The 25,289-nt window shown below is 73.4% G+C and carries 21 protein-coding genes; 7 read left to right on the forward strand and 14 right to left on the reverse strand.

All coding sequences use genetic code 11. The features are described from left to right. Positions 1-43: 43 nt before the first annotated feature. Together ACBJ59_RS11035 and ACBJ59_RS11040 are read right to left on the reverse strand one after the other, a co-directional pair. Positions 44-274, reverse strand: coding sequence for a helix-turn-helix domain-containing protein (locus ACBJ59_RS11035; protein WP_375110061.1), 231 nt, complete (start codon positions 272-274; stop codon positions 44-46). After that, positions 271-531 (reverse strand): hypothetical protein, encoded by a 261-nt coding sequence (locus ACBJ59_RS11040; RefSeq protein ID WP_375110062.1) that lies wholly within the window; start codon positions 529-531, stop codon positions 271-273. Before ACBJ59_RS11040 ends, ACBJ59_RS11035 begins: the two co-directional genes overlap by 4 nt. Before the next feature lie 208 nt (positions 532-739). On the opposite strand from ACBJ59_RS11040, the gene ACBJ59_RS11045 reads away from it, so the two are divergent. From ACBJ59_RS11045 to ACBJ59_RS11055, 3 genes are all read left to right on the forward strand, one after another. Next, on the forward strand, positions 740-1,204 hold the full coding sequence (locus tag ACBJ59_RS11045; protein WP_375110063.1) for a hypothetical protein: 465 nt from the start codon (positions 740-742) through the stop codon (positions 1,202-1,204). A 732-nt stretch (positions 1,205-1,936) separates the two neighbouring features. After that, the gene (locus tag ACBJ59_RS11050; RefSeq protein WP_375110064.1) at positions 1,937-4,378 is read left to right on the forward strand and encodes an SCO7613 C-terminal domain-containing membrane protein; all 2,442 of its coding nucleotides are present in this window, start codon (positions 1,937-1,939) and stop codon (positions 4,376-4,378) included. Between the two features lie 90 nt (positions 4,379-4,468). Next, the gene (locus ACBJ59_RS11055) at positions 4,469-5,197 is read left to right on the forward strand and encodes a class I SAM-dependent methyltransferase (RefSeq protein ID WP_375110065.1); all 729 of its coding nucleotides are present in this window, start codon (positions 4,469-4,471) and stop codon (positions 5,195-5,197) included. 45 nt (positions 5,198-5,242) lie between these two features. Here the strand turns inward: ACBJ59_RS11055 and ACBJ59_RS11060 are convergent, their stop codons facing one another. Further along, positions 5,243-6,442 carry an aminoglycoside phosphotransferase family protein gene (locus tag ACBJ59_RS11060; protein ID WP_375110066.1) on the reverse strand — a complete coding sequence of 400 codons (1,200 nt, stop codon included), beginning with the start codon at positions 6,440-6,442 and terminating at the stop codon, positions 5,243-5,245. 359 nt (positions 6,443-6,801) lie between these two features. Here ACBJ59_RS11060 and ACBJ59_RS11065 point away from each other — a divergent pair, with 359 nt between their 5' ends. Continuing rightward, the gene (locus ACBJ59_RS11065) at positions 6,802-7,605 is read left to right on the forward strand and encodes an endonuclease/exonuclease/phosphatase family protein (protein WP_375110067.1); all 804 of its coding nucleotides are present in this window, start codon (positions 6,802-6,804) and stop codon (positions 7,603-7,605) included. Positions 7,606-7,687: 82 nt separating this feature from the next. Here ACBJ59_RS11065 and ACBJ59_RS11070 read toward each other — a convergent pair whose 3' ends face one another. The 8 genes from ACBJ59_RS11070 to ACBJ59_RS11105 form a co-directional block, all read right to left on the reverse strand. Beyond that, on the reverse strand, positions 7,688-9,244 hold the full coding sequence (locus ACBJ59_RS11070; RefSeq protein ID WP_375110068.1) for a phospholipase D family protein: 1,557 nt from the start codon (positions 9,242-9,244) through the stop codon (positions 7,688-7,690). A 10-nt stretch (positions 9,245-9,254) separates the two neighbouring features. After that, a complete protein-coding gene (locus tag ACBJ59_RS11075; protein ID WP_375110069.1) occupies positions 9,255-10,562 on the reverse strand; it encodes a sensor histidine kinase in 1,308 nt (435 codons plus the stop codon). Continuing rightward, entirely contained in the window at positions 10,559-11,248 is a 690-nt protein-coding gene (locus tag ACBJ59_RS11080; RefSeq protein WP_375110070.1) for a response regulator transcription factor, read from the reverse strand. The genes ACBJ59_RS11075 and ACBJ59_RS11080 overlap by 4 nt, the downstream gene beginning before the upstream one ends. A 93-nt stretch (positions 11,249-11,341) precedes the next feature. Further along, positions 11,342-12,679, reverse strand: coding sequence for a cation:proton antiporter (locus ACBJ59_RS11085; RefSeq protein ID WP_375110071.1), 1,338 nt, complete (start codon positions 12,677-12,679; stop codon positions 11,342-11,344). Beyond that, positions 12,636-14,027, reverse strand: a complete 1,392-nt coding sequence (locus ACBJ59_RS11090; protein ID WP_375110072.1) for a cytochrome P450 — start codon at positions 14,025-14,027, stop codon at positions 12,636-12,638. The genes ACBJ59_RS11085 and ACBJ59_RS11090 overlap by 44 nt, the downstream gene beginning before the upstream one ends. Further along, positions 14,021-15,073 carry an alpha-hydroxy acid oxidase gene (locus ACBJ59_RS11095; RefSeq protein ID WP_375110073.1) on the reverse strand — a complete coding sequence of 351 codons (1,053 nt, stop codon included), beginning with the start codon at positions 15,071-15,073 and terminating at the stop codon, positions 14,021-14,023. The genes ACBJ59_RS11090 and ACBJ59_RS11095 overlap by 7 nt, the downstream gene beginning before the upstream one ends. Beyond that, positions 15,073-16,641, reverse strand: coding sequence for an NAD(P)-binding domain-containing protein (locus ACBJ59_RS11100; RefSeq protein WP_375110074.1), 1,569 nt, complete (start codon positions 16,639-16,641; stop codon positions 15,073-15,075). Before ACBJ59_RS11100 ends, ACBJ59_RS11095 begins: the two co-directional genes overlap by 1 nt. Positions 16,642-16,711: 70 nt before the next feature. Then, on the reverse strand, positions 16,712-18,214 hold the full coding sequence (locus tag ACBJ59_RS11105; protein ID WP_375110075.1) for a class I adenylate-forming enzyme family protein: 1,503 nt from the start codon (positions 18,212-18,214) through the stop codon (positions 16,712-16,714). A 95-nt stretch (positions 18,215-18,309) separates the two neighbouring features. Here ACBJ59_RS11105 and ACBJ59_RS11110 point away from each other — a divergent pair, with 95 nt between their 5' ends. After that, positions 18,310-18,999 (forward strand): sulfotransferase family protein, encoded by a 690-nt coding sequence (locus ACBJ59_RS11110; protein WP_375110076.1) that lies wholly within the window; start codon positions 18,310-18,312, stop codon positions 18,997-18,999. A 41-nt stretch (positions 19,000-19,040) separates the two neighbouring features. On the opposite strand, the gene ACBJ59_RS11115 is transcribed toward ACBJ59_RS11110, so the two are convergent. Beyond that, positions 19,041-19,967, reverse strand: a complete 927-nt coding sequence (locus ACBJ59_RS11115; protein WP_375110077.1) for a LysR substrate-binding domain-containing protein — start codon at positions 19,965-19,967, stop codon at positions 19,041-19,043. A 313-nt stretch (positions 19,968-20,280) separates the two neighbouring features. Next, positions 20,281-20,727: a hypothetical protein gene (locus ACBJ59_RS11120; RefSeq protein WP_375110078.1), complete on the reverse strand. Its 447-nt coding sequence runs from the start codon at positions 20,725-20,727 to the stop codon at positions 20,281-20,283. A 587-nt stretch (positions 20,728-21,314) separates the two neighbouring features. Between ACBJ59_RS11120 and ACBJ59_RS11125 the strand changes: the two genes are divergently transcribed. Further along, positions 21,315-22,373: an aldo/keto reductase gene (locus ACBJ59_RS11125; RefSeq protein ID WP_375110079.1), complete on the forward strand. Its 1,059-nt coding sequence runs from the start codon at positions 21,315-21,317 to the stop codon at positions 22,371-22,373. Between the two features lie 115 nt (positions 22,374-22,488). Here the strand turns inward: ACBJ59_RS11125 and ACBJ59_RS11130 are convergent, their stop codons facing one another. Further along, positions 22,489-23,475 carry a phosphotransferase enzyme family protein gene (locus tag ACBJ59_RS11130; protein ID WP_375110080.1) on the reverse strand — a complete coding sequence of 329 codons (987 nt, stop codon included), beginning with the start codon at positions 23,473-23,475 and terminating at the stop codon, positions 22,489-22,491. A 71-nt stretch (positions 23,476-23,546) separates the two neighbouring features. On the opposite strand from ACBJ59_RS11130, the gene ACBJ59_RS11135 reads away from it, so the two are divergent. Then, positions 23,547-25,280: an amidase family protein gene (locus tag ACBJ59_RS11135; protein ID WP_375110081.1), complete on the forward strand. Its 1,734-nt coding sequence runs from the start codon at positions 23,547-23,549 to the stop codon at positions 25,278-25,280. The last annotated feature ends 9 nt before the right edge of the window (positions 25,281-25,289 follow it).

Below are 25,289 nucleotides of genomic sequence, written 5' to 3' on the forward strand. Positions count from 1 at the left end.
AGCGGGGCTCGTCCGGTGGCTCGGATGAGCCCTGCGGGCTTTGTCAGGGGGAGTGCACGCTGGGGCGGCTGGCGATGAACGCGTTGAGGGCGTCGGCCGGGACGCGCAGCTTGGTCGTCTTGGCGCCGGGCCGGGCGATGTCGATCGCCTTGAGGTCGCCGTCGCGGATGTACTCGTAGACCGTGTCGCGGTGCACCCGCAGCAGGTCGGCGGTCTCCGGGATGGTGAACACGAGCGGCTGGCTGACCGGCTTGCGCCCGTTCGCGGCGGTCATGAGGCGACCGGTTCGCGGGCGTCGAGCTCGATGTCGAGGTACTGGCGGAGGAAGTCGCGGACGCTGTCGTCGCCGAACGCCCACAGGATGCCGACGACGTAGGGGCCGGACAGTTCCTCTGTCTTGCCGGTCAGCACCCGGTTGTGGATGGAGACGTGGACGCCGATGGCGTCGGCCTGGGCGACCTGGGTCAGGAGGCCGAGTTCGGCTGCCCGCTTGTCGAATTTGGTGCGGCGCAACCGGACGACGTGCGCCATCGGACACCTCCTGGTTGAAGTACGAACTTTGCTTCTGAGAGAAGCTGTGCCCTGGAATCTAGTCTTTGCTTCTGAGAGAAGCAATAGCCTGTTCAAGATTCTTTGCGCCCGAAATCAGGGCTTTCACGTGGGTAAACCCGAACAGTCAGATTTCGCTCTCTAGAGAGGGCATGGTTCCTGGCTGATCACGGAGGTATCATCTTTGCTCGTGGGCAAAACTGCTGGTCAGCCCGGCGACTGGTTGCGTCAGGAGCTGACTCGACGCGGCTACGACCTCCGATACGGGGGCCAGTCGCAGTTTGCGCGCGAGGCGGACATGCACGTGAGCATCGTGAACCGTGCCCTCCAGGGCAAGGGAGTCACGCTGGATGTCCTACGCCGGATGGGCAAGGCGCTCGGCTACAACGTGGGGGAGATGCTCGTCATCTCCGGCCAAGTCGAGCGTGACGAACTGCCGATCCGGCCACCCGAGGAGCTGGAGGACACGCCGTCCCCGGAACCCGACACGAACCCGTACACCGACCCGCAAGAGCGGCAGATCTGGGCGATCGACGGACTGTCGGATGATCTGAAGCGGATGCTCATCACATTCTTGAAGACGATGCGTGCCGACGTAGGCGCGGACGAGGAGCCGGCCGCTCGCGTGACGGAGCTTCGCCGCCGCCCTTCCTGAGTGCACGCCTGTGGCCCCGCTCCGGCCCGGCCGGTGCGGGGTTGCTTTCTGTAGCCGCCTTGTGGATCGCCGTGGTGCGTTGTACGTGCGTTGTGAAGACCCGACAGCCCCCGACAGCGGCCGACAATACTCGACCGTTTCCGCAGGTAAACGGCTTCATGAGTAGGGCTCACCTGCAAGTCCGTCTTCGTTCACACCGAAGAGGTCACTGGTTCGATCCCAGTATCGCCCACCAAGGTCAAAGGCCACCTTCCCATGCGGGAGGTGGCCTTTTTCGATCTTTGTGCAGCGGTTTCCCAAGAACCCAAGCTGCCATCCAGGCGCCTGAGAGCTTTCCTGGTGGCCTCGTTCGGCGCCTCGCTGGAGATCACGGCGCACCTGAGGCGATTGCTGTCGGTCCTTTGCCGGCCCTCGCCGCCTGGCGGGTCGACGTGGCGAAAGGGGTCGCGGCCGACCCCGCCAAGCCGGCAGGGCTCGCCCTGCGGTGGACGCTCGGAGTCCCGTGCCGGTGCCTGCTGTTGCTCGTGGTTCCTGATGACGGTGGCTCGCGAGGGCGTCGCGGTGAATTATGGGGTACCTCGACGGGCCTAAGGCGGAGTGTTGGTGCGTGAAAGCGTGAAATGTCCGGACTGTGGGGCGATGTTGTCCGGGACCGGGGTTCAGGAGCCGGTGGCCGAATGCCCGGGGTGTGCGCTGCCTCTGCAGGGACCCGCGGCGCAGGAGCTCTGGCAGGTGGAGCAGGCTCTCGCCGGGCTGAGGGATCAGCAGGTCCGGTTGCAGGCTCGGCGTACGGAACTGCTCGGTGTTCTGCGTGCCGGCGCGGCGGGTGCGGGTGTGGTGCCTCCGTGGGTGGGTGCGGTGGCGCCGTATCCGGGGGTGGCGGCCGGACCGCCCGGTGTCGCGGTGAGGGAGGTCTCGCCGGGAGCCGCGAAGAACGTTCTGCTCATTCTCGGCGGCCTGCTGCTGACGGTGGCGGCGGTGGTGTTCACCGTGGTGAGCTGGGGGCGGCTGGGCATGGGCGGGCGGGCGGCCGTGCTGGCCGGGTTCACCGCGCTGGTCATGCTGGCGCCGGTCGTGCTGACCCGGCGCAGGCTCAACGCGACGGCCGAGACCGTGGCCGGGTTCGCGGTCGCGCTGCTGCTGCTCGACGGCTACGCGACCAGGCAGGTGGGGCTTCTCGGGGTTGACGGCCTCGACGTGCTGCACTACACGGCGGGGGTGCTCGGGCTCACCGCGCTCATCCTGGTGGCCTATGCCCGGGTCACCCGGCTTCGCGGACCCGCTCCGGTCGCCGTGGTGCTGGCGCAGCCGGTCCTGCCGCTCCTGGGCAGCGAATGGCCGGCGACCTGGCTGGTGGCCATGCTGGTGGTCACGGCGGCGCTGGACGTCGCCCTGGTCCGCTACGGCCGGGGGACGGTGCGGGTGACGGCCGCCCTGGCGGGCAGCGGGGTGGCGACTCTCGCTCTCCTGGTCGGCGCGCCGTACGCGCTGGGGTCCCCGTCGGTCGGTCAGGCCCTGGTCAGATCGGTGCCGCTGGCCGCGCTGGCGCTGCTCGGCGGGCTCGTGACATGGCTGCTGGTCAGGCCGGGCAAGGCTCAGGGGGAGATCTGGGCCGGCGCGGTCACCATCGGGACCGCGCTCGCGCTGATCGCCGTGCCGGCCGCGCTGGCGCAGCCCGCGCTGGACGGACCGGGTACGGACTGGCGTTCCCTGGCCTACCTCGTCCCGGCACTCGCCGTGGTGCTCGGCGCCGCCCGGTTGCCCTGGCGGAGGGTACGGCTGGCGGGCATGGCCACCGGCGGGCTGGTGGCGCTGGTGACCGTGCTGACGTTGCTGCCTCGGCTCGTGGCCACCCTGGCGGCACCCTTCGCCTGGCTGGACGTGCTCTGGACGGGGACGTGGGACGGACGGCGGTGGCAGCCGTTCGAGATGGTGGCGTGGCCGGCGGACGTGGTGGCGCTGGGTGCGGTGGCGGCAAGCCTCCTGGTGATGGCCGTGTGCGGCACCGGCGGGTCGCCGTTGAAGGCGGCGGACGTGCGTGGCACCGGTGGGCGGTCGATGCAGGCGGCGGTCGTGCGTGGCGCCGGTGGGTGGTCGTTGAAGGCGGCGGACGTGCGTGGCGCCGGCGGGTGGCCGGTGCAGGCGGCGGCGGCCGGTGCTCTGGTGTCCGGGGCGGTCATGGTCGCGGTCTTCCCCCAAGCCTTCGCGATGCCCTACCCGGCAGCGGTGGCGGTGCAGGTGGTGGCGGCCGTCGCGGCGGCGGTGGGCGCCGCACTGGGCCGGGCGCCCTGGTGGGCGGTCGCATGCGCGCTCGTCGCCGGTCCGGCCTCGGTACGGGCGGCGGCGTACGCGTTCGGCAGCGAGCCGGCGACGCTGATCGTGCTGCCGATCCTGGCGGTGGCCGCCGCCGTCGTGGCTCTGGTGGCCAGGCTGCGGAAACTCCGGAACTGGGGACTGGGCTTCGCCGCGCTGTTCCTCGGGCTGGAGGCGGTGGCGGTGGGGTTCTCGCTGGGCATGCGCGTCCTGGTCGCGGCGAGCGTGGGGTTCGCCGTGGCGGGGGTGCTGGTGCTCCTCATGTCGCTGCGGGCGGGGTCCGCCGGCCGAGGCGGTGTGAACGCCACGGCCGGCCGAGGCGGTGTGAACGCCCCCGCCGGCGGAGGCGGTGTGAAGGGCCTCAGGTACTCGGGTGCCGTCCTGCTGTTGCTGGCCTCGTGGCTGCGGCTGGGGGCCGACGAGGTCACCGTCGTCGAGGCGTACACGGTGCCGTGCTCGCTGGCCCTGCTGGTGTCCGGCTGGTGGCGGCGGCGTGGTGCACCGGTGCCGTCATGGGCGGCCTATGGTGCGGGCCTGTCCTTCACGATGCTGCCCAGCCTGGTGGCGGTCTACGCGGACACGGAGTGGCGGCGGTCGCTCGCGCTCGGGGTGCTGGCGCTCGCGGTGTTGTTCGCCGGAGCCCGGTTCCGGCTCCAGGCGCCCACGGCGATCGGAGCGGTCGTGGTCGCCGGGGTCGCGGTGCGGGAATTGGCCCCGTACGTGTCGGAGATGCTCCTCATGGTGCCGCGCTGGGTGCCGATCGCCGTGGGCGGGCTGCTGCTCGTGGTGGTCGGGGCGACGTACGAGGCACGCATGCGGGACCTGCGCCGGCTGCGCGACACCCTGACGGCGATGGGCTGACGGCCGCCGCCGGAACCACAGCCCCCGGCCGGTGGCGGATTGTGTCGTATGAGGCGGCTCGCCCCGGCTTCGGGAAAGTACCCTTGGCTGATGTTCTCGCCCCAAGGCCCGTCGCTGCGTGAGCTGGCGGTCCAGGCACTGTCCTCGGTCGAGCGCGGTTACGACCTGCTTGCGACGAAGTTCGACCACACGCCTTTCCGCACCCCCGACGGCGTTCTTGACGCGACCGCCGACGCTCTGCGTCCGCTCGGGCCGTTCGAGCGGGGGCTGGACGTGTGCTGCGGCACCGGCGCGGGAGTGCGGGTCCTCGAACCCCTGTGCCGAGGACAGGTCACGGGAGTCGACTTCAGCGCCGGCATGCTCGCGCAGGCGCGCCGGGCACACCCGGACGCCGCGTGGGTACGGGCCGACGTTCGAGCCCTGCCCTTCACCGAGTCCTTCGACCTCGCGGTCAGCTTCGGAGCGCTCGGACACTTCCTGCCCGCCGAACGACCCGCGCTCTTCGCCGGGGTCCACCGTGCGTTACGACCTGACGGGCTCTTCGCCTTCCCGATCGGCGCGCCCCCGCCCATCAGGTCGGGCCGGTACTGGGCGATGCTCGGATTCGACCTGGCCATGCGGGTGCGGAACGCCGTGTGGCGTCCCCCCTTCGTCATGTACTACGGCACCTGCCCGCCACACGCGGTCCGCACCGACCTGGTGGCGGCCGGATTCACCGTGGAGACAGTCCCCTTGACGGCCCTGGGCCGGCGCGAGGACGGCAGCCCGCGGTGCGGGCTCGTCCTCGCGCGGAAAACTCGGGCGTACAGGCACCGGTGACCTCGAAAAGAGCCGGCGCAGCACGATGGACGGTCGGTCAGATCGTCAGCCCGTGATCGCTGCGGAACGCAGGGCGGCGCGGATGCTGGTGACCGGATCGCCGTGGTGGTAGATCCGCTCCGACGGTTCGATGCCGTCCAGGAACTCCTGGTAGCGGACGGCGTAGGTGAGGTCGGACAGCGGCCCGGCGATCGCGAGCGCCCGGGCCGGGTCGCAGCCGGGCAGGTGGGTGGTCCAGGCATCGATCCAGGCCTTGGCGGCGGCGGGTCGTTCGGCGGGGGGAAGCCAGTCGCGGGGCCGTAGCCCGTCCAGCACCGGGTTGCCGAGGTGCGCGTCGGCGAAGTCGACCACGGCCGGCGGGCCGCCGTCGCTGCGCCAGTTTCCCGGGTGGAAGTCGCCGTGCACGACCGTGTCGGGCAGGCCGCACTCGGCCAGCAGGGGCCACCGTTCGACCAGCTCGTACGCGCCCGCCAGTTCCTCGGCGGTCAGCTCGCCGCCCACGTCACCGGCGAGCAGGTCGCGAACCTGATCGGCGATGACGGGTCCGCGCCGGTCCGGCAACCCGGGCGGGATCGCGCCCGTCAGGCTGGCCTGTGCGGCGACCAGTCGCGTCACCGCGCCGGCGACGATCCCGGCGGAGGCGTCCCAGCAGTCCTCGCCGGGAAGGTGCTCCAGCAGGACCCGCCCCGGCCCCGACGCCACGACCGGGGGAACCAGGCTCGGGTCCAGGGCTGCGAACGCGTCGAGGACGGTGGCCTCGTCGGTGGCGAAGTGGGGTGTGGCCTTCAGCCATACCGGCCCCCGGGCGGTGGGCAGGAGGAACAGCCCGGCCAGATTCCAGGTCCGGCGTTGCCGGATCGGCCCGGTCAGCGGTCGCCCGGCCGCACTCAGCGCGTCCGCCGCCCAGCTCAACAGCTCCCGAAGCCCGTCGATCCGCGCCCACGGCGCACGCAGCGGCTCGGGTCTGTCCAGCACCGCGTGGTCGGCCGGCAGCGGAGCCGTCAGCCGCCCGGGCGCAGGCCGCTCCAGCGCTTCGACGTGATAGGTCACATGACCCCCGCGGCCTCCTTCGCCGCCGTCCACGTCCAGCAGGCGCAGCACCAGCACGTCCACGCCGAGCGCCTGGCGCAGGTGGGCGACGACCGGCTGCACGTCGGCCCACCACGGCACGTCCACCGCGAACGGGCCGACGACACCGAGCCGATCCGCACCCGAGGTGATCCATGCGCTGACCGTCCTGTCCATCCGCTCAGTGTGATCGCTCCCTCGCGACCTCCGCCACGCAATATCCGGCCGCCCAGTGCCCGGTGCGGCGCGTGTTCCGGACGCGGGCACCCGCTGCCGAGACCGGCGACGGGACTCTACGCAAAACGGACAAATGCGTACAAGCTGGACGTGGTGGGTAGGGGATGGGGGAGGGATCGATTGCCCCATCCCTCGGACGCCCTGGCTGTGGGAAGTGGTCGGGGCGTCCGAACGTCCGCGAACGGGGGTTCGTCCGGATCGGGCCGGATGCGCGATGGGGTGACGGCCGCGTGAGAGCGTGGTGAACACTTCTCGCGTGCCCTGTCCGGTTTGGTGGTCGGGTCAGCACAATGGCCGCCATGATCCGATTTCCTCTGACACGTTTGCGTGCCCTGATGATGGCCGGCCTGATGGCGGCCGGGCTGGTGGTGTCCCTCTCCGGCGTCGCCATGGCCGACACCCCGCCGTCGCAGGACGCGGCGCGGCCGCCGTACTCGCTGCTCCAGATGAACCTCTGCCTGAGCGGCTATGCCGGCTGCTATCCCAGGACCCAGTACCCGAAGATCGTCGATGAGGCCGTGGAGCGCATCCAGGCCAACGACGTCAACGCGGTCACCCTCAACGAGGCGTGCAGCGGCGACGTGGCGGAGATCGCCGAGCGCACCGGCTACCACTACCGGTTCGCCACGGTCATCTACAACGGCGCCCCGCTGGCCTGCAAGACGCCGGCCGGGCGGGGCGAGTTCGGCAACGCCGTGCTGACCAAGGAGGCGATCCGGGCTTCCGAGGACGCGCCGTACTCGGTGTTCAGCGGGGTGGAGCAGCGGCGCTGGCTCTGCGTGACGACCGCCCGCGGCGTGGACGTGTGCACCAGCCACCTCTCCACCGACGGCGAGGCGCCCGGGACCGCCAACTCGATCCAGTGCGCCGAGCTCGCCCAGGTGCTCGCCTCCCGCGGCCGGCCGACCATCTTCGCGGGTGACGTCAACCGCCGCTCGTCGTGCGCCCCGCAGGGCCAGTGGACGCTGACCGACGCGGCCGCCACCCAGGCTCCCGGCATCCAGCACGCCTACGGCACCCTCACGGCTCCCACGCTGGAGCTCGAGCGGACCACGTACACCGACCACGACGCGCTCGTGATCCGCGCCGGCCTGCGGAAGTGACCTGACCGGGTGGTCCGGGGTTTTGCTCACGGACCACCCATCTAGGTGGAGGTGCTGCTGGGGGTGTGTCAGTCGGGCGGGCTCAGAAGTCGCGGGAGCGGCGCAGGGCGGGCGGGCGGCCGTCCGGGTCCACCGCCCACCGGTAGAGCGGCAGCGCCAGCAGCTTCTGCAGCCGCGACAGGTGCGGCGCCGGATGGGGGCGCAGGCGGCCCGGCGGGCGCGGCCCCGTACGGCCGGACGTGTGCCACGTCTCCAGCGCCGACGCCGAGCGGGCGAACGCGTCGAAGGCGGCCACCGGGTCGCACAGGTCGTCGTACCGCTCGGCCGGCAGGTCCAGGTGCTCGGCCATGAGGGACAGACGCAGCTCCCTGGCGAAGCGCAGCGCCCCGGCCGGCGGCCTGGGGTCCTCCCGCTCGTCCAGCACGGCGCAGCTCAGCTCCGAGTCGTACGTCCACGACCGCAGGTTGACGTTGTCCGAGCCGACCGTGGCCCACACGTCGTCCACCACGCAGACCTTCGCGTGCACGTAGACCGGGACGCCCTGGTGGTTCTCCAGGTCGTAGACGGCCACCCGGTCGCCGCCCGCCCGGCGCAGGCGGCGCAGCGCGTCAGCGCGCCCGATGAGGCTCGCGGGCCCGGCCAGCCAGCCGTCCTGGTCGGGGTGGCGCGGCACGACGACGATCATCCGCAGCTCCGGCTCGCGCTCCAGGGCCCGGGCGAACGGCTCGATCACGTCGGTGGACCACAGGTACTGGTCCTCCAGGTAGATCAGCGAGCGGGCGCGGGTCAGGACCTTGCGGTAGGCGTGGGCGATGCTGCGCTCCCCGTCCGGCGCGAAGGGGTAGCCGTGCCGCCTGGCCGGGTACGTGCGCAGGAGCTGCACGCGGTGGTGGCCGGCCGGCGGCGGGGGCGGGCCGGGGCGTGGCAGGGCGGGGGCGTCGTCGAGGCGGCCGAGGTGGTCGCGCAGGCGCCGCAGCGGGTCGCGGGTCTCGGGCGCCGGGTCGTCCCAGCGCTCGCAGAACACCCGCTCCACCTGCTCGACGGCGGGGCCGCGGACGGCGAGCTGGATGTCGTGCCAGGGCGGGCGCGGGCCGTACACGTCGGGCATCGGGGCGCGCTGCGGGTCGCCCGCGTGGGAGGCGTCGTCGCGGCGGCTGTGGCACAGGTCGATGCCGCCGACGAAGGCCACGTCCCGCTCGGGGTCGCGGTCGTGGCGCAGGATGACGAACTTCTGGTGGTGCGAGCCGCCCACGGCGGTACGCGTGTCGAGCAGGGCCTGGCCGCCGGTGTTCTCGATCTCCTGGCCGAGGTGGCGGTTCTCGGCGGAGCTGAAGCGCAGCAGGTCGAGGTGGGAGCGCCAGATCAGGCCGCGTACGAGGGCGCCGCGCCCGGCGGCGGCCGCCATCGCCGCGCCCACGCTCGGCCCCTCCGGGGTCAGGCGCTCGTCCGGGTCACCGCGCCAGTCGGCGAACAGCAGCAGGTCGTCCTTGCCCAGCTGCTCCAGACAGGTGTGCAGCTCGGCGAAGTAGGCCGCGCCGTGGACCAGCGGGCGCACCTCGTTGCCCTCCGACCACGGCTCGAGGTCGGTCGCGGCATTGCCGCGCTCCTCCCCGGTGAGGAACCAGTCCTGGATGCGCATCCGATCCTGGCTACCCCGGCAGCGGGGGCTGATACCTCTGCCACGCCGGTTCCGGGGCCGGCTCGGCGGTCGTGCCGGTGGGGTCGGCGGGCAGCCGTACGGTGAACGTCGCCCCGCCGCCCGGCCGGCCGTCGGCGGCGATCGTGCCGTCGTGGCCGTCCACCACCTCCCGTACGAGCGCCAGCCCCAGCCCGAACCCCGTCCCCTCGAACCTGGCGAAGAGCCGCTCGGCGTCCTCGGGGTCCAGGCCCGAGCCGTCGTCCCGGACGGTGAGCTCGACCACGGACGGCTCCCTGGACAGCGTCACCCAGATGTGCCCGCCGGCGCTGGTGTGGCCGAGCGCGTTGTCCAGGAGTGCCGAGATCACCCGCCGCAGGGCCGACTCCACCCCGCTCACGACGTGGTCGCCCGGCCCGTCGCAGCGCACCTCGACGGCCACCCCCCGGATGGCGGCCCTGGCCTCCTCCGCCTCGGCCAGCTCGGCGGCCAGCACGGCCAGGTCCACCGGCCCGAACGGCCGGCGCAGCTGCTTGAACTGGGCGGACCTGAGCAGGTCCTCGACCACCTCGCCGAGCTGCCTGGTGCCGGCCACGAGCTGGTCCACCTCGTCGATGAGCAGGATCGGGTCGGTCCCCCCGCGCAGCCGCCGCGACAGGAGCTGGGCGCGGGTGTGCAGGCGGGTCAGCGGGGTGCGCAGCTCGTGGCTGACGTCGGCGGCGAAGCGGCGCTGGCGGGCCAGGGCCTCGCCCAGGGGCGCGATCGCGCGCCGGGAGACGACCTGGCCGACCAGCAGCGCGGCCAGCAGCCCGGCGATCTCCGCGCCGGCGAGCGTGCGCAGCAGCCGCTGCCGCTCGGCGGCCGGGTGACGCAGGTCCAGCACGGCCTGGACCGTCGTGTAGCCGCGCCCGCGCGTGTGGACCAGGTAGTCGCGCCCGGCCACCCGCACCTGCGCGAGCCGCGGCCCGCCGCCGGCGGCCACCTGGTCGAGGGACGCCCGGACGGGGAGCGACGCCGGGGCGCCGGGGGAGGCGCGGACGGTGCCGTCGGCGTGCAGCTCGAAGAGCCACATGCAGGGTGGCGGCTGCCCGACGGGCGAGCCCTCGGCGGCGGCGGCCAGCTCGCGCCTGGCCGCGTCGTCCTGGCTGTGCACCATGGCGCAGTAGACGAGCACGCCCACCAGCGCCAGGACCACGGAGATCGCGCCCGCCACCTGCACGGTGAGCCGGCGCCGGGCGCGGACGAGCAGCCGCCGGTCGGGATCGGGCCGCCGGCTCCGGTCCGGGCCCGCCGGGCCGCGCCAGGGCGTGGTGAGGCTCATAGCCGCCCCAGGCGGTAGCCCACCCCTCGCACGGTGTACACGACCCCGGAGCCCAGCTTGTTGCGCAGGTAGTAGACGTAGGTGTCCACGATCGATTCCTTGTTCGCCCCGTCGAAGACCCGCTGGCGCAGCGACCTGCGGGTGTGCACCTGCCGGGGGCGGGCGGCCAGCGCGCTGAGCAGCCGGCACTCCTGCCCCGACAGCGTCACCTGCTCCCCGGTCGGCAGCCGTACGATGTGGGACTCGGCGTCCAGCCAGCCCGCGCCCAGCGGCAGCAGCCGGGCCAGGTCGATGTTGCGGCGGTGCAGCGCGCGCACCCTGGCCAGCAGCTCGTCGATCTCGAACGGCTTGACGAGGTAGTCCTCCGCGCCCGCGTCCAGCCCGGCGACCCGGTCGGCGACCGAGCCGAAGGCGGTGAGCACGAGCACCGGCACGGTGACCGCCTGCCGCCGCAGCCGCCGCAGCAGGTCGATGCCGTCGAGCGAGGGCAGGCCGCGGTCGACGATGAGCACGTCGTACGCGCGGCTCAGGCCCAGATGCAGCCCCCGCTGCCCCTCCAGCGCCAGATCGACCGTGTAGCCCTGTTCGGTGAACAGGTCGACCAGCATGTTCCCCAGTTCGCGATCGTCTTCGACGAGCAGCAGCCGACGGGAGGGCAGGTCGGCCGTGCCCGATGTCCCAGCCACGAGACCACCGTTACACCACTGCCGGGGATTTACCAGGTCCACTGAACCATTGGCCCCGCCCGCGAACCGGCCACTCCCCGCCCACCTGCGCGATCACGAGGAATTGGACCTGACTTCGACCGGTGGATCGACGGGTGCCACGGTCTTGGCGTCGCGTTCGAGGCGGTCGGGCAGGGCGAGCTTGTACAGGGGCAGGGCGGCCGCGGTGGTCAGCACGGCCACGAGCACGAGCATGGCGAACAGCTCCTGCGTGATCATGCCCTGGGCCAGGCCGATGTTGATGAAGATGAGGATCATCAGCCCCCGGGCGTTCATCAGCGCCCCCACCGCGTACGACTCGCGCCGGCCGAACCCGAGCCCCCTCATCGCCAGCGAGCACCCGAAGTACTTCCCGGCGAACCCGGCCAGCAGGATCACCCCGAACGCCAGCAGCATGGCCCCGCCCGCGATGCCGCCGAGCTGGGTGTTCAGCCCGGAGAAGGTGAAGAACGTGGGCAGCAGCAACGTCGAGACGACCTCCATCATCCGGCCGTGCAGGGCCTGGCGGAAGGCGGGGTCGCGGGGCATGGCCAGGCCGGCGAAGAAGCCGCCGAAGACCGCGTACACGCCGATCCAGTCCGTCAGCCAGCCGGCCGCGAGCGGGATGAGGATGACGGCGTACATGGCGCCGGGGCCGAGCCGGCCGGTGCGCGCGACGGTCCGGCCCATCGGGCGCAGCATGGGGGCGACCACCTTCAGCATCACGACGGCGAACAGCGCGGTCAGCAGGATGGTGGGCAGCGCGCCGGTGGCGCCGTCGCCGAGGTGCATGGCCGACAGGACGGCCAGGAGGCACCAGGCCAGGGCGTCGTCGATGGAGGCGGCCAGCAGGGTGAGCCGGCCGACGGGGCTGTTCTCCAGGCCCCGCTCGTACAGGATCCTGGCCAGCATGGGGAACGCGGTCAGCGACAGGGCGCCCCCGACGAACAGGGCGAACTGGAACGGGGGCACGTCCGGGCGGGACAGCAGGTCGTACACGAGGAGGCCGGCGCCGAAGCCGAGCAGCAGCGAGGGGACGATCCCCGACGCGGCCAGCACGGACGCCTTGCGGACCTCGCCGGGCGTCTGGGCGCTGTGGTCGAGGCCGGCCCCGACCAGGAACATGTAGAGGGTCAGACCGATGGTGCTCAGCACGTACAGGATCGGCCGGACCTCCGGCGGGAACAGGGCCGCCTGCGCCTCCGGGAAGAGCCAGCCGAACAGCGTGGGCCCGAGCAGGACACCGGCGACCATCTCGCCGAGCACGCGCGGTTGCATCACCATGAGGGCCAGCCGCCCGCAGATCGCCGCGGCGATCAGGATGACGACGAGTGCGGGCAGGACCTTCAGGATGAGGGCGAGGTTCGGGTCAGGAGCCGTGACGAGAGTCAGGGCGGGAGTCAGAACGGGCATGCCGGTTCTCCGGTTCAGAGGTGAAGTGGTGTTCGCACAGCCGCTGCCGGCGCGCGTCCCAGACCATGTAGCTGCCGAGGACGAGCTGCACCAGGCCGCGCCAGACGTCCTCCCAGCGGTCGCGCACCCGCAGGTACGCCAGGGCGAGGCGGGGGCGGTGCGGAGCGTCGAGAGGGGTGAGCAGGCAGGGCCCCCGGCTGGGCAGGGACCTGGTGTGGGAGACGGAGGAGTCCAGGACGTAGCGGTCGAGCACCTCCCGGGCCACCGCCCGCATGGCGATCGGCGCCAGCCGCCAGGCCGGGCAGGGCCGGTTGGCAGCCACGCCGAACGGGATGTGGTTGAGCTCCTTGACCGGCCGCTCGGAGCGGGCGGGGTCGAAGCGGTCCGGGTCGAAGCGGCCCGGGTCGGTGAAGCCGGCGCGGTGGAACTCCGGGTAGTTGAAGCAGAGCACCGAACCGGTGGGGATCGTGGTGCGCTCGTCGAGGCGGATGTCGCCGGTGGTGATGCGGTGGGCGATGCCGAACAGCGGGTAGAGCCGCATCGTCTCGGCGATCACCTGGTCGAGGTAGCGGGCGTCGCCCGTACGCGCCCTGTGCTGCACGTCCGGGTGCCGGGCCAGGACCAGCAGCAGGTGGGCCATGGCCTCCGACATCTGCACGACGGCGGTGTTGAAGAAGGCGCCCTGCAGGTAGTGCGCCTGCTGCAGGGGCGTCAGGCCGGGCGGGAGCGGCACGCGCACCCGGGACAGCCGGCCGAGGAGATACCGGGTCAGGCGCTCCCGGCGGCCCATGTGCCGCAGGCCCGTGCACTTGAGCGAGGTGACGACGTCGTTCGCGTTGGCGGCGATCAGGTCGCGGGCCGCGCGCGGGCAGGGCTCGGCGAAGACCAGCTCGTACGAGAACTCCGCCCACAGCGGCATCATCAGGTCCCGCAGCCGCACCAGGCCGCGCACGCCGTCGAGCGTCCGGGCCGCGCAGCGGCGGGCGAGCTCCTCGGCCTCGGCCCGTGGCACGGCGAGCAGGGCGCGGGTGACGCGGGCCACGGCGTCGTAGCGCTCGCCCGCCTCCAGGTGCTCCTGGTGCATCTCGGGGCCGGGCGACAGCCAGTACCAGAACAGGTCCGACAGCGCGGCCCCCTCGCTGCGCCCGCCGGCGGCCGGGTGCGAGTAGACCTCCCTGAACCGGTCCACCCCGACCAGGTCGCCGGGCACGGGGATGCCCTCGTCGCCGTTGATCCGGGCGAACACCCGCGCCCGCAGCGCCACGATCCGGTCCGGCAGCCACCACGGCAGGCTCACCACGACGACGAGCAGGGCCGGCGTGCCCAGCACGATCAGCGTGGTCAGCACGGCCGTCGCACCATGCCCGGCTCAAGGTCGTGGATCGAGGCGCAGCCGCACAGCGTGAGGGCGTGCTCGACCTCCGCGCGCAGCAGCTCCAGCACGGCCGTCACGCCCCGCTCGCCGTCCGCCGCCAGGCCCCAGACCACCGGGCGGCCGACCGCGACGGCGGCGGCGCCGAGCGCCAGCGCCTTCAGCACGTCGGTGCCGCGCCGCACGCCGCCGTCCAGCAGCACGGGCACGGCCCCGCCGACCTCCGCCACGATGTCCGGCAGCAGGTCGATCGTGGCCGCGACGCCGTCGAGCTGCCGCCCGCCGTGGTTCGACACCATGATCGCCGAGGCGCCGTGATCGAGCGCGAGCCGCGCGTCGGCCGGGTGCGTGATGCCCTTGAGCACGATCGGCAGATCCGTCATGCGCCCGAGCGCGCCGAGGTGCTCCCAGGACAGCTCCGGCCACATGACGATCGGGCGCACCCGGTCCCCGCGAGCCCCGTCACGCAGGTTCTCGCAGCACAGGTGGTCGGGCAGGTCGTGGAAGCCGTTGCGCAGGTCCCGCTCCCGCCGGCCGAGGACCGGCGAGTCCACGGTGACCACCAGCGCCCTGCAGCCGGCCGCCTCGGCGCGGCGGACGAGCCGCTCGGTGAAGGCCAGGTCCGGCTGCATGTAGAGCTGGAACCACAGCTCGGCGCCGGGCGCCGCGGCCGCCACGTCCCCGATCGCGACCGTGGCGGCCATGCTCACGATCATGATCGTCTCGGTGGCGGCCGCGGCCCGCGCGGTGGCCCGCTCGCCCTCGGGGTCGGCGAGGCGGTGGAACGCCGTCGGCGCCACCAGCACGGGAGCCGCCGCGCGGCTCTCCAGCAGGGTCAGGTCGGTCTGGAGCTTGCCGGTGCCGCGCAGCACCCGGGGCACCAGCCCGAGCCGCCCGAACGCGGCCTCGTTGGCCCGCACGGTGACCTCGTCACCGGCACCGCCCGCGAAGTAGTCGTAGTGCGCGGGGTCGAGGCGCTCGCGGGCGGCGGCCTCGAACTCGCGCAGGTTCCGCCGGTCCATCAGGCCGGCACGGAGGACGTACGGTCGGCGAAGAAGGCCCGGAGCGGCTCCACGTGGACCTCCGGGGAGTCCCACTCGTTCTCCAGGTTCTCCGTGATGTGGTGGGCCACGGGGGGCTCGCCGGGGAGGTGGTGGCGTACGACGGGATGCAGGTAGTGGCCCTCGTGCGCGCGGGCCGAGTCGCTCTGGCTGATGCGGCCGACCTCGATGTCGAACGGGTCGACCTGGTCGTGCTCGGGCCCGTACTCCAGGGTGATCGTGAAGTGGCCGCGGTCGCCGATCGGCGGGCCCTGGAGGTCGTGCGGCAGCTCCTCCAGGTAACGGGCGGTGTCGCCGTCGACGACGATCACGTCGGCCAGCAGACCGAACTGCTGCCACAGGGCCGAGGTCCGGTTGACCCGCCCGATGACCGCCTCCGCGAGCGCCGCCGGGTTCGCCGGGAGCACCCGCGCGGGCCAGGGGACGTCGTGGTGGCGGGACTCCAGGACGCGGTGCAGGGCGCGGGCGCCGTAGCGGAAGCCGTGGATGAAGCCGCTGGTGCCGTGCCGGAAGTCGCGCGACTGGGTGATGGTGCCGGCGAAGTACAGGTCCGGCACGTTGACCGACTCGTACGCGGGCGTGAGCGCCGGGAACCTGCCGTTGATCACCAGGTCGGGCCGGCACTCGTCGGCGAAGATCGAGGCGTCGAAGCGGAACCCGGTGCAGACGATCACGCGGTCGTACGGGATGTCCTTGGTGACCTCGTTGACCCGGGCGAAGGCCACCGTCACCAGGTACGTGCCGTCCGGCTGCCGCTCGATCCGCCTGACGTCGCCGTCGAGCAGCGCGTTCTGGGACTTGAGCTGGTAGGTGTCGAGCAGGCCGTTGTTGACCGCCCGCAGGTGCCCCACGTAGTGCGTGCGCCAGGCCATGCGCAGCGAGTGCGGGCCGGACACGTGGATGACCGCGGCCGTCTCGATCAGGTTGTCGGCCGTCTCGAACCCCGAGTTGCCCTTGCCGATGATGAGCACCCGCTGGTTGACGTAGTCGGCCGGGTCGGTGGAGGCGGTGCCGTACGTGTCGGCCGTCTCGATGCCCGGGATGGGCGGGATGTTGGGCCTGGTCACACCGGTCGCCACGACGAGCCGGTGGGCCTCGTACGTGCGGCCGTGGTCGTCGGTCACCCGGAACGGCCCGGTCGACGGGCCGGGCCGGTCCACCCGGACCACCGGCGAGTCATAGGAGATCCGCAGCCCGCACTTCCCGGCGAAGTCGCCGAGGTAGCGGACCATGTCGTCGGCGTGCGGGAAGTACCGGTCGCTGTAGCGCGTGAACAGCAGGCCGGGATCGTCCGACAGCAGCGAGTTCCAGTCCATGCGCAGGTTGAGCTCGGGATCGTCCCAGCCGGTGTGCTTCTTGTTGATCGAGATGAGCGTGCGATGGCGCGGGAAGGTGCGGAAGAACTGGCCCGGTTCCGGACCCGCCTCCAGGATCCGGTACGTCCGGCCCGCCCGGTGCAGGAAGTAGCCGAGCTGCAGGCCCGCGGGCCCGGCGCCGATCACCAGGTAGTCCAGGGTGTTGTCCGGCACTGACGCCTCCGTCACAGCGAAGTGGTTGAAATGACAACATCAGTGTTGGCGGGCAATTCTCAGAGATTGCTCAGAACGCCCCGCCGCCGTGCAGGGCGAGGAGGGCGCGTTTGTCGGGCTTGCCGCTGGTGGCGACCGGGACGCCGGGCACCATCGTGATCGTCTTGGGCACGCTGTCCGCGCCCAGCTCGGCGCGTACCAGCGCGGACAGGGCGGCGGGGTCGGGGACGCGGCCCGGCGCGGGCACCACGAACGCGTGCACGGCCTCCCCGGTGCCCTCGTCCGGCGTGCCGGCCACGTACGCCTCGTCGACGTCGGGGTGACCGGTCAGCACGCGCTCGATCGGGCCCGCGTACACCACCATCGCGTTGACCATGACCACGTCCCGGGTGCGGCCCTCCAGGTGCAGGAACCCGTCCTCGTCGACGTGGCCGAGGTCGCGGGTGCGCAGCCAGCCGTCCCGCAGGGTGTCGCGGGTCTCCTCCTCGTCGTCCCAGTAACCCGCCATGACGTACGGGCTGCGCACGTGGAGCTCGCCCGTCCGCCCGGCGGGCAGCTCGGTGCCGTCCTCGTCGCGCACGCTGAGCTCGACCCCGGGATGCGGCCGGCCGACCGGGGCCACGACGCCCGCGGCGATGTGCTCGGGGGTGAGCATGGCGATGTTGCCCGCCTCGGTCTGGCCGTACCCCTGGTAGACGACCGGGCCGAGCCGCGCGGCCGCCGCCGCCAGCCGCCGCGGGCCGATCGGCGAGCCCGACACCATCAGCGCCCGCAGGCTCGACAGGTCGGCCGTGTCCGCCAGCTCCAGGAGCTGGAACAGCCGGGGCACGGTGATGATCGTCCCGGTGATCCGGTAGCGCTCGATCGCGTACGGGAACAGCGGCCGCCCGTCGTCCTCCGGGATCACCGCGGTGCCCCCGCCCAGCAGGCACGGCGCCAGGAACTCCAGCACCACCATGCTCGCCAGCGTGCCGAACAGCAGGTAGCGCTCGAAGCCCCGGGCGAGGGCGGTCGCGACCGGCGACCACACGCGCGGCTGCCACGTCCAGTGCTCGCCCAGCGCCCCGTACGTGATCGCGCAGCCCTTGGGCCGCCCGGTGCTGCCGCTGGTGAAGGTCAGGGCGGCCACGTCGCCGGGCCGGGCGGTCACGGTGAGCGGCCGGCCGCCGTCCGGGTGGGCCAGCAGGTCGGCCGCGCCGCTCACGGGGCCGAGCGAGAGCGGCGTGCCCGCGCCCAGCAGCCGCGGCGTGGCCGTCGCCGGGTCCACGAGCACGGCGTCCACGCCCATGCCGAGCACGTGGTCGAGCTGGGCCGGCGGGTACCCGGGCCGGATGCCGACGACGCGGCAGCCCAGCGTGTGCGCGGCCATGTGCGCGGCGAACGCCTCCGGCGTGACCTCCGTACGGACGGCGACCGCCCGGCCGGGGCCCAGGCCGGCGTCGCGCAGGGCGCCCGCCAGCCGCCGGATCAGCTCCAGCAACTCGCCGCGCGAGACGGTCCTGTCGCCGTGCTCGAAGGCCGGGCTCGCCGGGGTTGCGCGCAGCGCGTCGAGAAGAGGGGTCGGGAAGAGCATGGTCGGCTCCTCTGCGTGTTAGTGGCCGTTCCCGATTGCGATTTGCCGTCATATAACGGGATTCACATCAGAGACGGATCAGAGACGGGCATGACGTGAAGGTCATCGGCGCCGGATTCGGCCGCACGGGTACGAGATCGCTCAAGGCCGCGCTCGAACAGCTGGGCTTCGGGCCCTGCTACCACATGTCGTCGGTCATCGCCGAGCCGTACCGGGTGCGGCAGTGGCTCGACGTCGGCGAAGGGCGCTCCCGGGACTGGGACGCGCTGTTCGCCGGATTCGGGTCCGCGCTCGACTGGCCCGCCTCGGCGTACTGGCGGGAGCTGGCCGCGCACTATCCCGACGCCAAGGTCATCCTCACCGTCCGCGACCCCGGGCGCTGGTACGACAGCGTCAGCGAGACCATCTTCCGCAGCGCGCTGGAGCAGCGGCGCGGGTTGCCGCCGCACCGCCGGCTGATCCGCTGGCTGGTGGCGCGGCGGGCCCCGGACTTCGCCCTCTACCCGCGCATGGCCAGGGCGACCTTCATCGACCCGGTCTTCGACGGCCGCATCGACGACCGCGACCACGTCATCGACGTCTTCCAACGGCACGTCGCCGAGGTGCGGGCGGCGATCCCGGCCGAGCGGCTGCTGGTGTTCGAGCCGGGGGACGGGTGGGAGCCGCTGTGCGCGTTCCTCGGGGTGCCGGTGCCGGAGGTAGCGTACCCGCAGGTCAACGAGCGGGCGGCGTTCCGGCGCAAGCGCCCGCGCCGGCTGACCCGCCTCATCCTGCGCGGCCGCTGAGATCCGTCAGGGCCGCTCCCGGCCGGGGCCTCGTGGGTTCGTCAGGGCTGCTCCCGAGCGGTTCCCGGTGCGGCGGTGAGCCAGCCTTCCCGCCTGGCGACCCTGCGCGCCGTCCTGACCAGGGTCATCACGGCGGGGGAGGGGTTGCGCTGCCAGGACACCCGCAGCTCGATCGGCGGCAGCCGGTCCTTGAGCCGCAGGCAGGCGATCCCGCCGGGGAGCTGGCCGCACAGGGAGCGGGGCAGCAGCATGTACCCGCTGTCGCTCAGGCTGACGTTGAGGTTGCGCAGGCCCGGCAGCGGGTTCTCCCAGACGTCGAACTCCTCGCCCGTACTCCTCATACTCGCCAGCACCCGGTCGTAGTAGAGGGGCGCGAAGCGGCGCGGGAAGAAGCGCAACGTCTCCCCGCGCAAGTCGCGCAGGCTCACCCCGGCCCGCCCCGCCAGCCGGTGGCCGGCCCCCACGACCACGACGAACTCCTCCGAGCGCAGCACCGCCGACAACCACTCCGCCGGCACGGCCAGATGCCTGCCCAGCAGCACGTCCAGCTCGCCGTCCGCCGCGGCGCCGGTCAGCTCGGAGTCCCACGCCTCGCGGGCCTCGACCCGGATCCCGGGATGGCGGGCGCGCATCGCCGCGAACACCTTCGGCATCTCGTCGAACGCCGTCGTCACCGTGTACCCGACCCGGGCCGCCCCGTGATCGACCCCGGCCGCCCGCCGGGTCCGCTCGACGGCCTGCTCCGCCCCCGCCAGCACCTCCCGCGCCGCCTCCACGAACACCCGGCCCGCCTCGGTGAGCCGGGTGGGCCGCCGGTGGAAGAGGTTGACGCCCAGCTCGCGCTCCAGGTCGCGGATCTGGCGGCTGAGCGGCGGCTGGGTCATGTGCAGCCGCTCGGCCGCGGCCTCGAAGCTGCCCGCCTCCGCCACCGCGATCACGTAGCGCATCATGCGCAGATCAACCGGCATACAGGAAAGGTATGTCGCCGGGCGTCAGGAGAGCGTCCGTTCGCCCTCCTGCCCGGCGATCCCGGCGCTCAACGCGACCGGGAACCCGGCCAGGGTCACCGCCTGCCCCATCCTGCCGCCCCACCCCGCCGTTGGACGGCGCCACCCCCGCTGTTGGACGGCGCCACCCCGCCGTTGGACGGCGCTGCCCCGCCCCCGCCTGCGGCCCCCGCCGGCCGGGAGCCGGCTACCCGCCCCCGCTGGTCGGCCACTCGCCCACGACTGGTCGGCCACTCGCCCACGACTGGTCGGCTACTTGCCCACGTCCGGTCGGCTACCCGCCCACGCCTGTAGGCTGCCCGGCCGCGCCTGTGGGCTGCCCGGCCGCGTCGGTGGGCTGACCCGCCAGGCCGCCGGGCGGCTCGCTGGCCACGCCTTCCGCCGGCTGCTGGTTCGGCACGGGCTCGCGGGACGGCATGACCATGTTCGGCGCCCCGGCCTCGGTGGCCACCGTGCCCTGGCCGGTGTCCGTCAGGACCATGACCACCGCCGCGCCACCGCCCAGGAGGATCAGGGGAAGGCCGACCGCGAGCAGGACGATCAGCCCGAGGTTCTCCCGGGACGACCACGCTTGGGGCGGGGGCGACTGGTGTCCCTGCGGACCCTGCTGGGCCGCCACCCCCTGCCGCATGCCCTGGACAGACGGAGGGCCCTGGGTCATGGGCTGGGTGCGCCACGGGTCCTGCGGCATGGGCTGGGTGGGCCATGGGCTCTGCGGCATGCCCTGCGCGGACCACGGGATCGGTGGCATGGGCTGGGTGGGCCAGGGATCGTGCGGCGGCGGCATGCGCTGCGTGGGCCAGGGGCTCTGGGCGGTGTGCTGCGCCGGCGGAGGAGCGTGTGGAGCGTGCCGGGGCGCGGGGCCCTGTGGACCGTGCTGAGGTGCGCGACCTGGTGGCACGGGCTGGCGCGCAGGGCCGTGCGGCGGCCCGGGATGCTGTGCCCCGTGCTGGGGCGCGGGACGCTGTGCCCCGTGCTGGGGCGCGGGATGCTGTGCCGGGTATGGGGGTGCGGAGCGTTGTGCGCCGGGGTGGGGTGCGGAATGGTGCGGGTGCCCGCCGGGGCCGTAGGGCTGTGGCTGGTGCGGCCGGCCGTACGGCCCTTGCGGCTGGGGCGGGTATCCCATGGCGTGACTCCAGTTAGGGGACGGGAGTATTGGGACGTTCCATACCCGCATCCGGTTGACCTTGATCACGTACCGGATTCCGGACCCCCACCTGCGAGGCCCGCCCCCGGATACCCGCGCGGTATGCCACCGGTCCGAACCGGACTTGGCCTTCCGGGCGTTTCCCGAGCAACCATCCCGATATGCAGAACAATCTCTCGTGGACGCCCACGCGGCGGCAGCTGATGCAGGCGGGCGGGCTCGGCGCGCTCCCGGTGGGGACGGCGGGCGCCGCCGTGGCCGAGCCGGACGACGACCTGATCACCCGTACGGTGCCCGGCACGAACGAGCGGCTGCCCGCGATCGGGCTCGGCACGTTCATGACCTTCGACACCCTCTCCGACCGGCAGCGCGTCCGGGAGGTGGTCAGGCGGCACTGGCGGGCGGGCGGCAGGGTGTTCGACTGCTCGCCGCTGTACGGCAGGTCGGAGGTGAACCTGGGCGAGGTCGCCGCCGACCTGCGCATCGGCGACCGCATGTTCCTGGCCGGCAAGATCTGGTCGACCGGCGAGCATCTCTGGGACGACAGCCATGCCGAGGCCAGCCGGCGGCGTACGGTCGAGCGCATGTCACTCGACCGGCCGGTGGACCTGATGCAGTGCCACAGCCTGGTCAACGTGGACGTGATCGTCCCCCTCCTGCACGCGTGGAAGAAGGAGGGCCGCATCCGGCACCTCGGCGTGACCCACCACGAGCCCGCGTACTTCCCGCTGGTGGAGAGCTGGGTCGAGCGGGCCGCGCCGGACTTCGTACAGGTGCACTACTCGATCCACACCCGCGCGGCCGAGGAGCGGCTCATCCCGGCGGCGGCGGCGAACGGCACGGCGGTGCTCGTGAACATGCCGCTGGAGAAGGCGCGCCTGCACCAGATCGTGGCGGGCCGCCCGCTGCCCGGCTTCGCCAGAGAACTGGGCATCAGCACCTGGTCGCAATATTTCCTGAAATGGGTGATCTCCAACCCCGCCGTCACCTGCGCCCTGCCCGCCACCTCGAACCCCGCCCACGTGGCCGAGAACGTCGCCGCCATGCGCGGCCCGCTCCCCGACACCGCCACGCGCCGGCGCATGGTCCAGCACATGGAGACCATCCCCGGCTTCGACCGGATCGCCACGATGCCGTGGTATCCCGGCAAGCGCTACCCGGGCCTCGTCTCCCGCGCCCAGGCCGCCATCCGCGAACGCAGCCCCTGGTGGCCCTCATAACCCGCCCTGCCCGGCCCGCCGCCCTGCCCGGCCCGCCGCCCTGCCCGGCCCGCCGCCCTGCCCGGCCCGCCGCCCTGCCCGGCCAGTCCGCCGGTCTCGGCCCGCGAGCCCCGCCTCAACCGCCCGAGCAGGCGGAGCGTAGGGCGTCGATCCGGGCGAGTGTCAGCGGCTGGTCGAGCATCGTGCCGAGCCGGGCCCGGGCCCGGGACCGGTTCTCCGCCGACTCCAGCGGCGACAGCGCCCGCCGGGCGTAGAACTCCAGCAGGTGCCCCTGCACGGCGATGGCCATCGAGAAATCGGCCCGCTCCGCGATCACCCCGGGCCCGCCCTCGGCCCGGTAAGCCCGGTAGGCCACCACTGCGCCCTGGAGCGAGAGGTCGGTCAGGATCGAGGCCAGCTCGTACGCCGGCTGGCCCGTGCCGCAGTTCTCCCAGTCCAGCACCACCACACCGCCGTCGCGCGCCCGCCGTACGTTCTCCACGTTGACGTCGCGGTGGCACGTGGCGAGGGACCCGGGATCGGGCGGCACCACCAGGGCGTCGAGCGCGACCAGCTCGGGCAGCAGCCGCGCCAGCGCGGGCCCCCACGCCCCGCCCGCCCCTGTGCCCGCCGCTGTGCCCGCCGCTGTGCCTGCCGCTGTGCCCGCCCCCGTGTCGGCCTCTGCCAGCGCCTCCCACCGGTCCCGGCCGATCGGCTCGGAGAACCACGGGATCGCCGGACCGCCGGGCGGATGTCCGAGCCGGTGCAACCGCGCCGTCACAGCACCCAGCTCCGCCGCCGTGACCATCTCGCCGTCCACCAGATCCACCCACTCGTAGACCCGGCACACCCCGAACAGCACCGCCCCGGCCGAGGTCAGCCGCGGCCGTGGCAGCCGGATGCCCGCGTCCGCGGCGGCCAGCTGGTACGCGTGGTCCGCCCGCACGTCGCCCTCCTCGACGGGTACGAGCGACTCCTTGACCGCCCACGAGCCGCGGTCGGTGTCGAGCCGCCAGACCCGGCCCAGCTCGCCGCGAGCCGCGTACACCGGGGGCCGGAGCGGCTCGCCCAGCTCGTACGCCCGCGCCACTTCCGCGGTCAGGCCGGCGGGGAACTCGGTCAAGGTCGGCTCCTGGTAGCGAGGGCGTCGACCATCGTAGGGTGACGAGGGCTGCCGGACCCAGAGGAGGGCCGATGAGCCGGAACGTCCTCGATCTCGTACACCGCCACAAGACCGGCGAGACCACCGTCACCGAGACGGTCCGGGACGTGCTGGAGCGGCTGGAGGGCCTGCACGCCCGGATCGGCGCGGTGGCCGCGATCGACCCCGGGCCGAGCCTGACCGAGGCGGCCCGGGCCGACCGGCGGTTGCGTGCGGGCGCGGGCCGGCTCCTGGAGGGCGTGCCGATCACGGTCAAGGACTGGATCGACGTGGCCGGCTGGCCCGTCACGGGGGCCACGGGCACCTCGCGCGGCATCCCCGGACGGCGCCCGGCCGCCGACGCCACGGCGGTCGCCCGGCTCCGGGAGGCGGGGGCGATCGTGGTGGCGATCAGCGCGGCCATGGCGGACAACGCCGTGTACGGTCCCACCAGGAACCCGCTCGACCCCAGCCGCGCGCCCGGCGGCTCCTCGTCCGGCACGGCGGCCCTGGTGGCGGCCGGAGCCGTGCCGCTGGGGCTGGGCAGCGACTCGGGCGGCAGCGTACGCCTGCCCGCCGCGTGGTGCGGGATCGCGGGGCTCAAGCCGACCTTCGGACGGGTGCCCCTGACGGGCCACTTCCCGCGCTGCGGCGCCCTGGAGGACGGCAGGACCGCCATCGGCCCGCTGGCCACCTGCGTCCGCGACCTGGCCCTCGCGCTCGCGGTGATCGCCGGCCCGGACGGCCTGGACGCCGGCGTCGCCCCCGTCCCCTTGGGCGACCCGGACACGGTGTCCCTGGCCGGGCTCCGCGTGGGCGTCATGACCCCGGCCTCCGACTGGTCCCCGCCGCCTGTGCGCCTGCCCGCCCCCGGTCGCTCACCGTCCGACCCCGGCCACGCGCCCGCCCCGTCCGGCCCGCCCGCAGAGCGGACGGCGCCGCGAGCCGACCGCTCCGCTCCGGAGAGGCCGGTGGGAGCCGAGCAGGCCGGGCCCATGGCGGCGGAGCGGCCGGACGCGGGAGGCGCTGTGCCGGAGGCCTGGCCGGTGGAACGGGAAGGGCGCGGACGGATGGCGCCGGGACAGGCGGTGGAGGGGGCGACGTCAGGACGGATGGCGGCGGGGCGCCCGGTGGAGGGGGAGACGGCGGGACGGGCGGTGGAGGGAGAGACGGCGGGACGGGCGGCGGTGCGGAAGGAGGCGGGCGACCTCATGCGGGAGGTGAAGGAGGCGGGGGACCTCGCGCGGATGAGGACGGGGGCGGGGGACCTCGTGCGGGTCGGGAATGAAGCGGGGAACCTCGCGCGGGTGGGGCCGGATCGGGCGGAGGATCCGGTGCGGGCGGCGGTGGAGGTGCTGGCCGAGGCGGGGGCCGTGGTCGTGGAGGAGCCGGTGCCGGACGTCCGCGAAGAGGCGCTGGAGCTGACCCGCCGCCACTGGGGACGGGCCGGGCTGTCGGGCGCGGAGCACGCATGGCTGCTGTGGGACTGGGACCGCTTCCGCAGGCGTATGCTCGCCGCCACCGCCCACCTGGACCTGCTCATCACCCCGGCCGCCCCGTCGCCTCCACCGCCCTGGCGCGAATCGACCGAGTCCGACTACGTCTGGACCCTGCCCTGGAGTCTCACGGGCGCCCCCGTGGTCGTCGTCCCGTCGGGCACGGCCGGCGGCCGGCCCGGCGCGGTCCAGGTCGTCGCCCGCCCCTGGGAGGACCACGTGGCCCTGGCCGCCGCGCTGCTGATCGAGCGGGGGCACCCCACCGGGACCCGTGCGGAGCCGATCCCCTAGGGTGCGGTG

It is taken from the genome of Nonomuraea sp. MTCD27, from assembly GCF_041950495.1.
In the GTDB taxonomy this organism is placed as follows: Bacteria; Actinomycetota; Actinomycetes; order Streptosporangiales; family Streptosporangiaceae; genus Nonomuraea.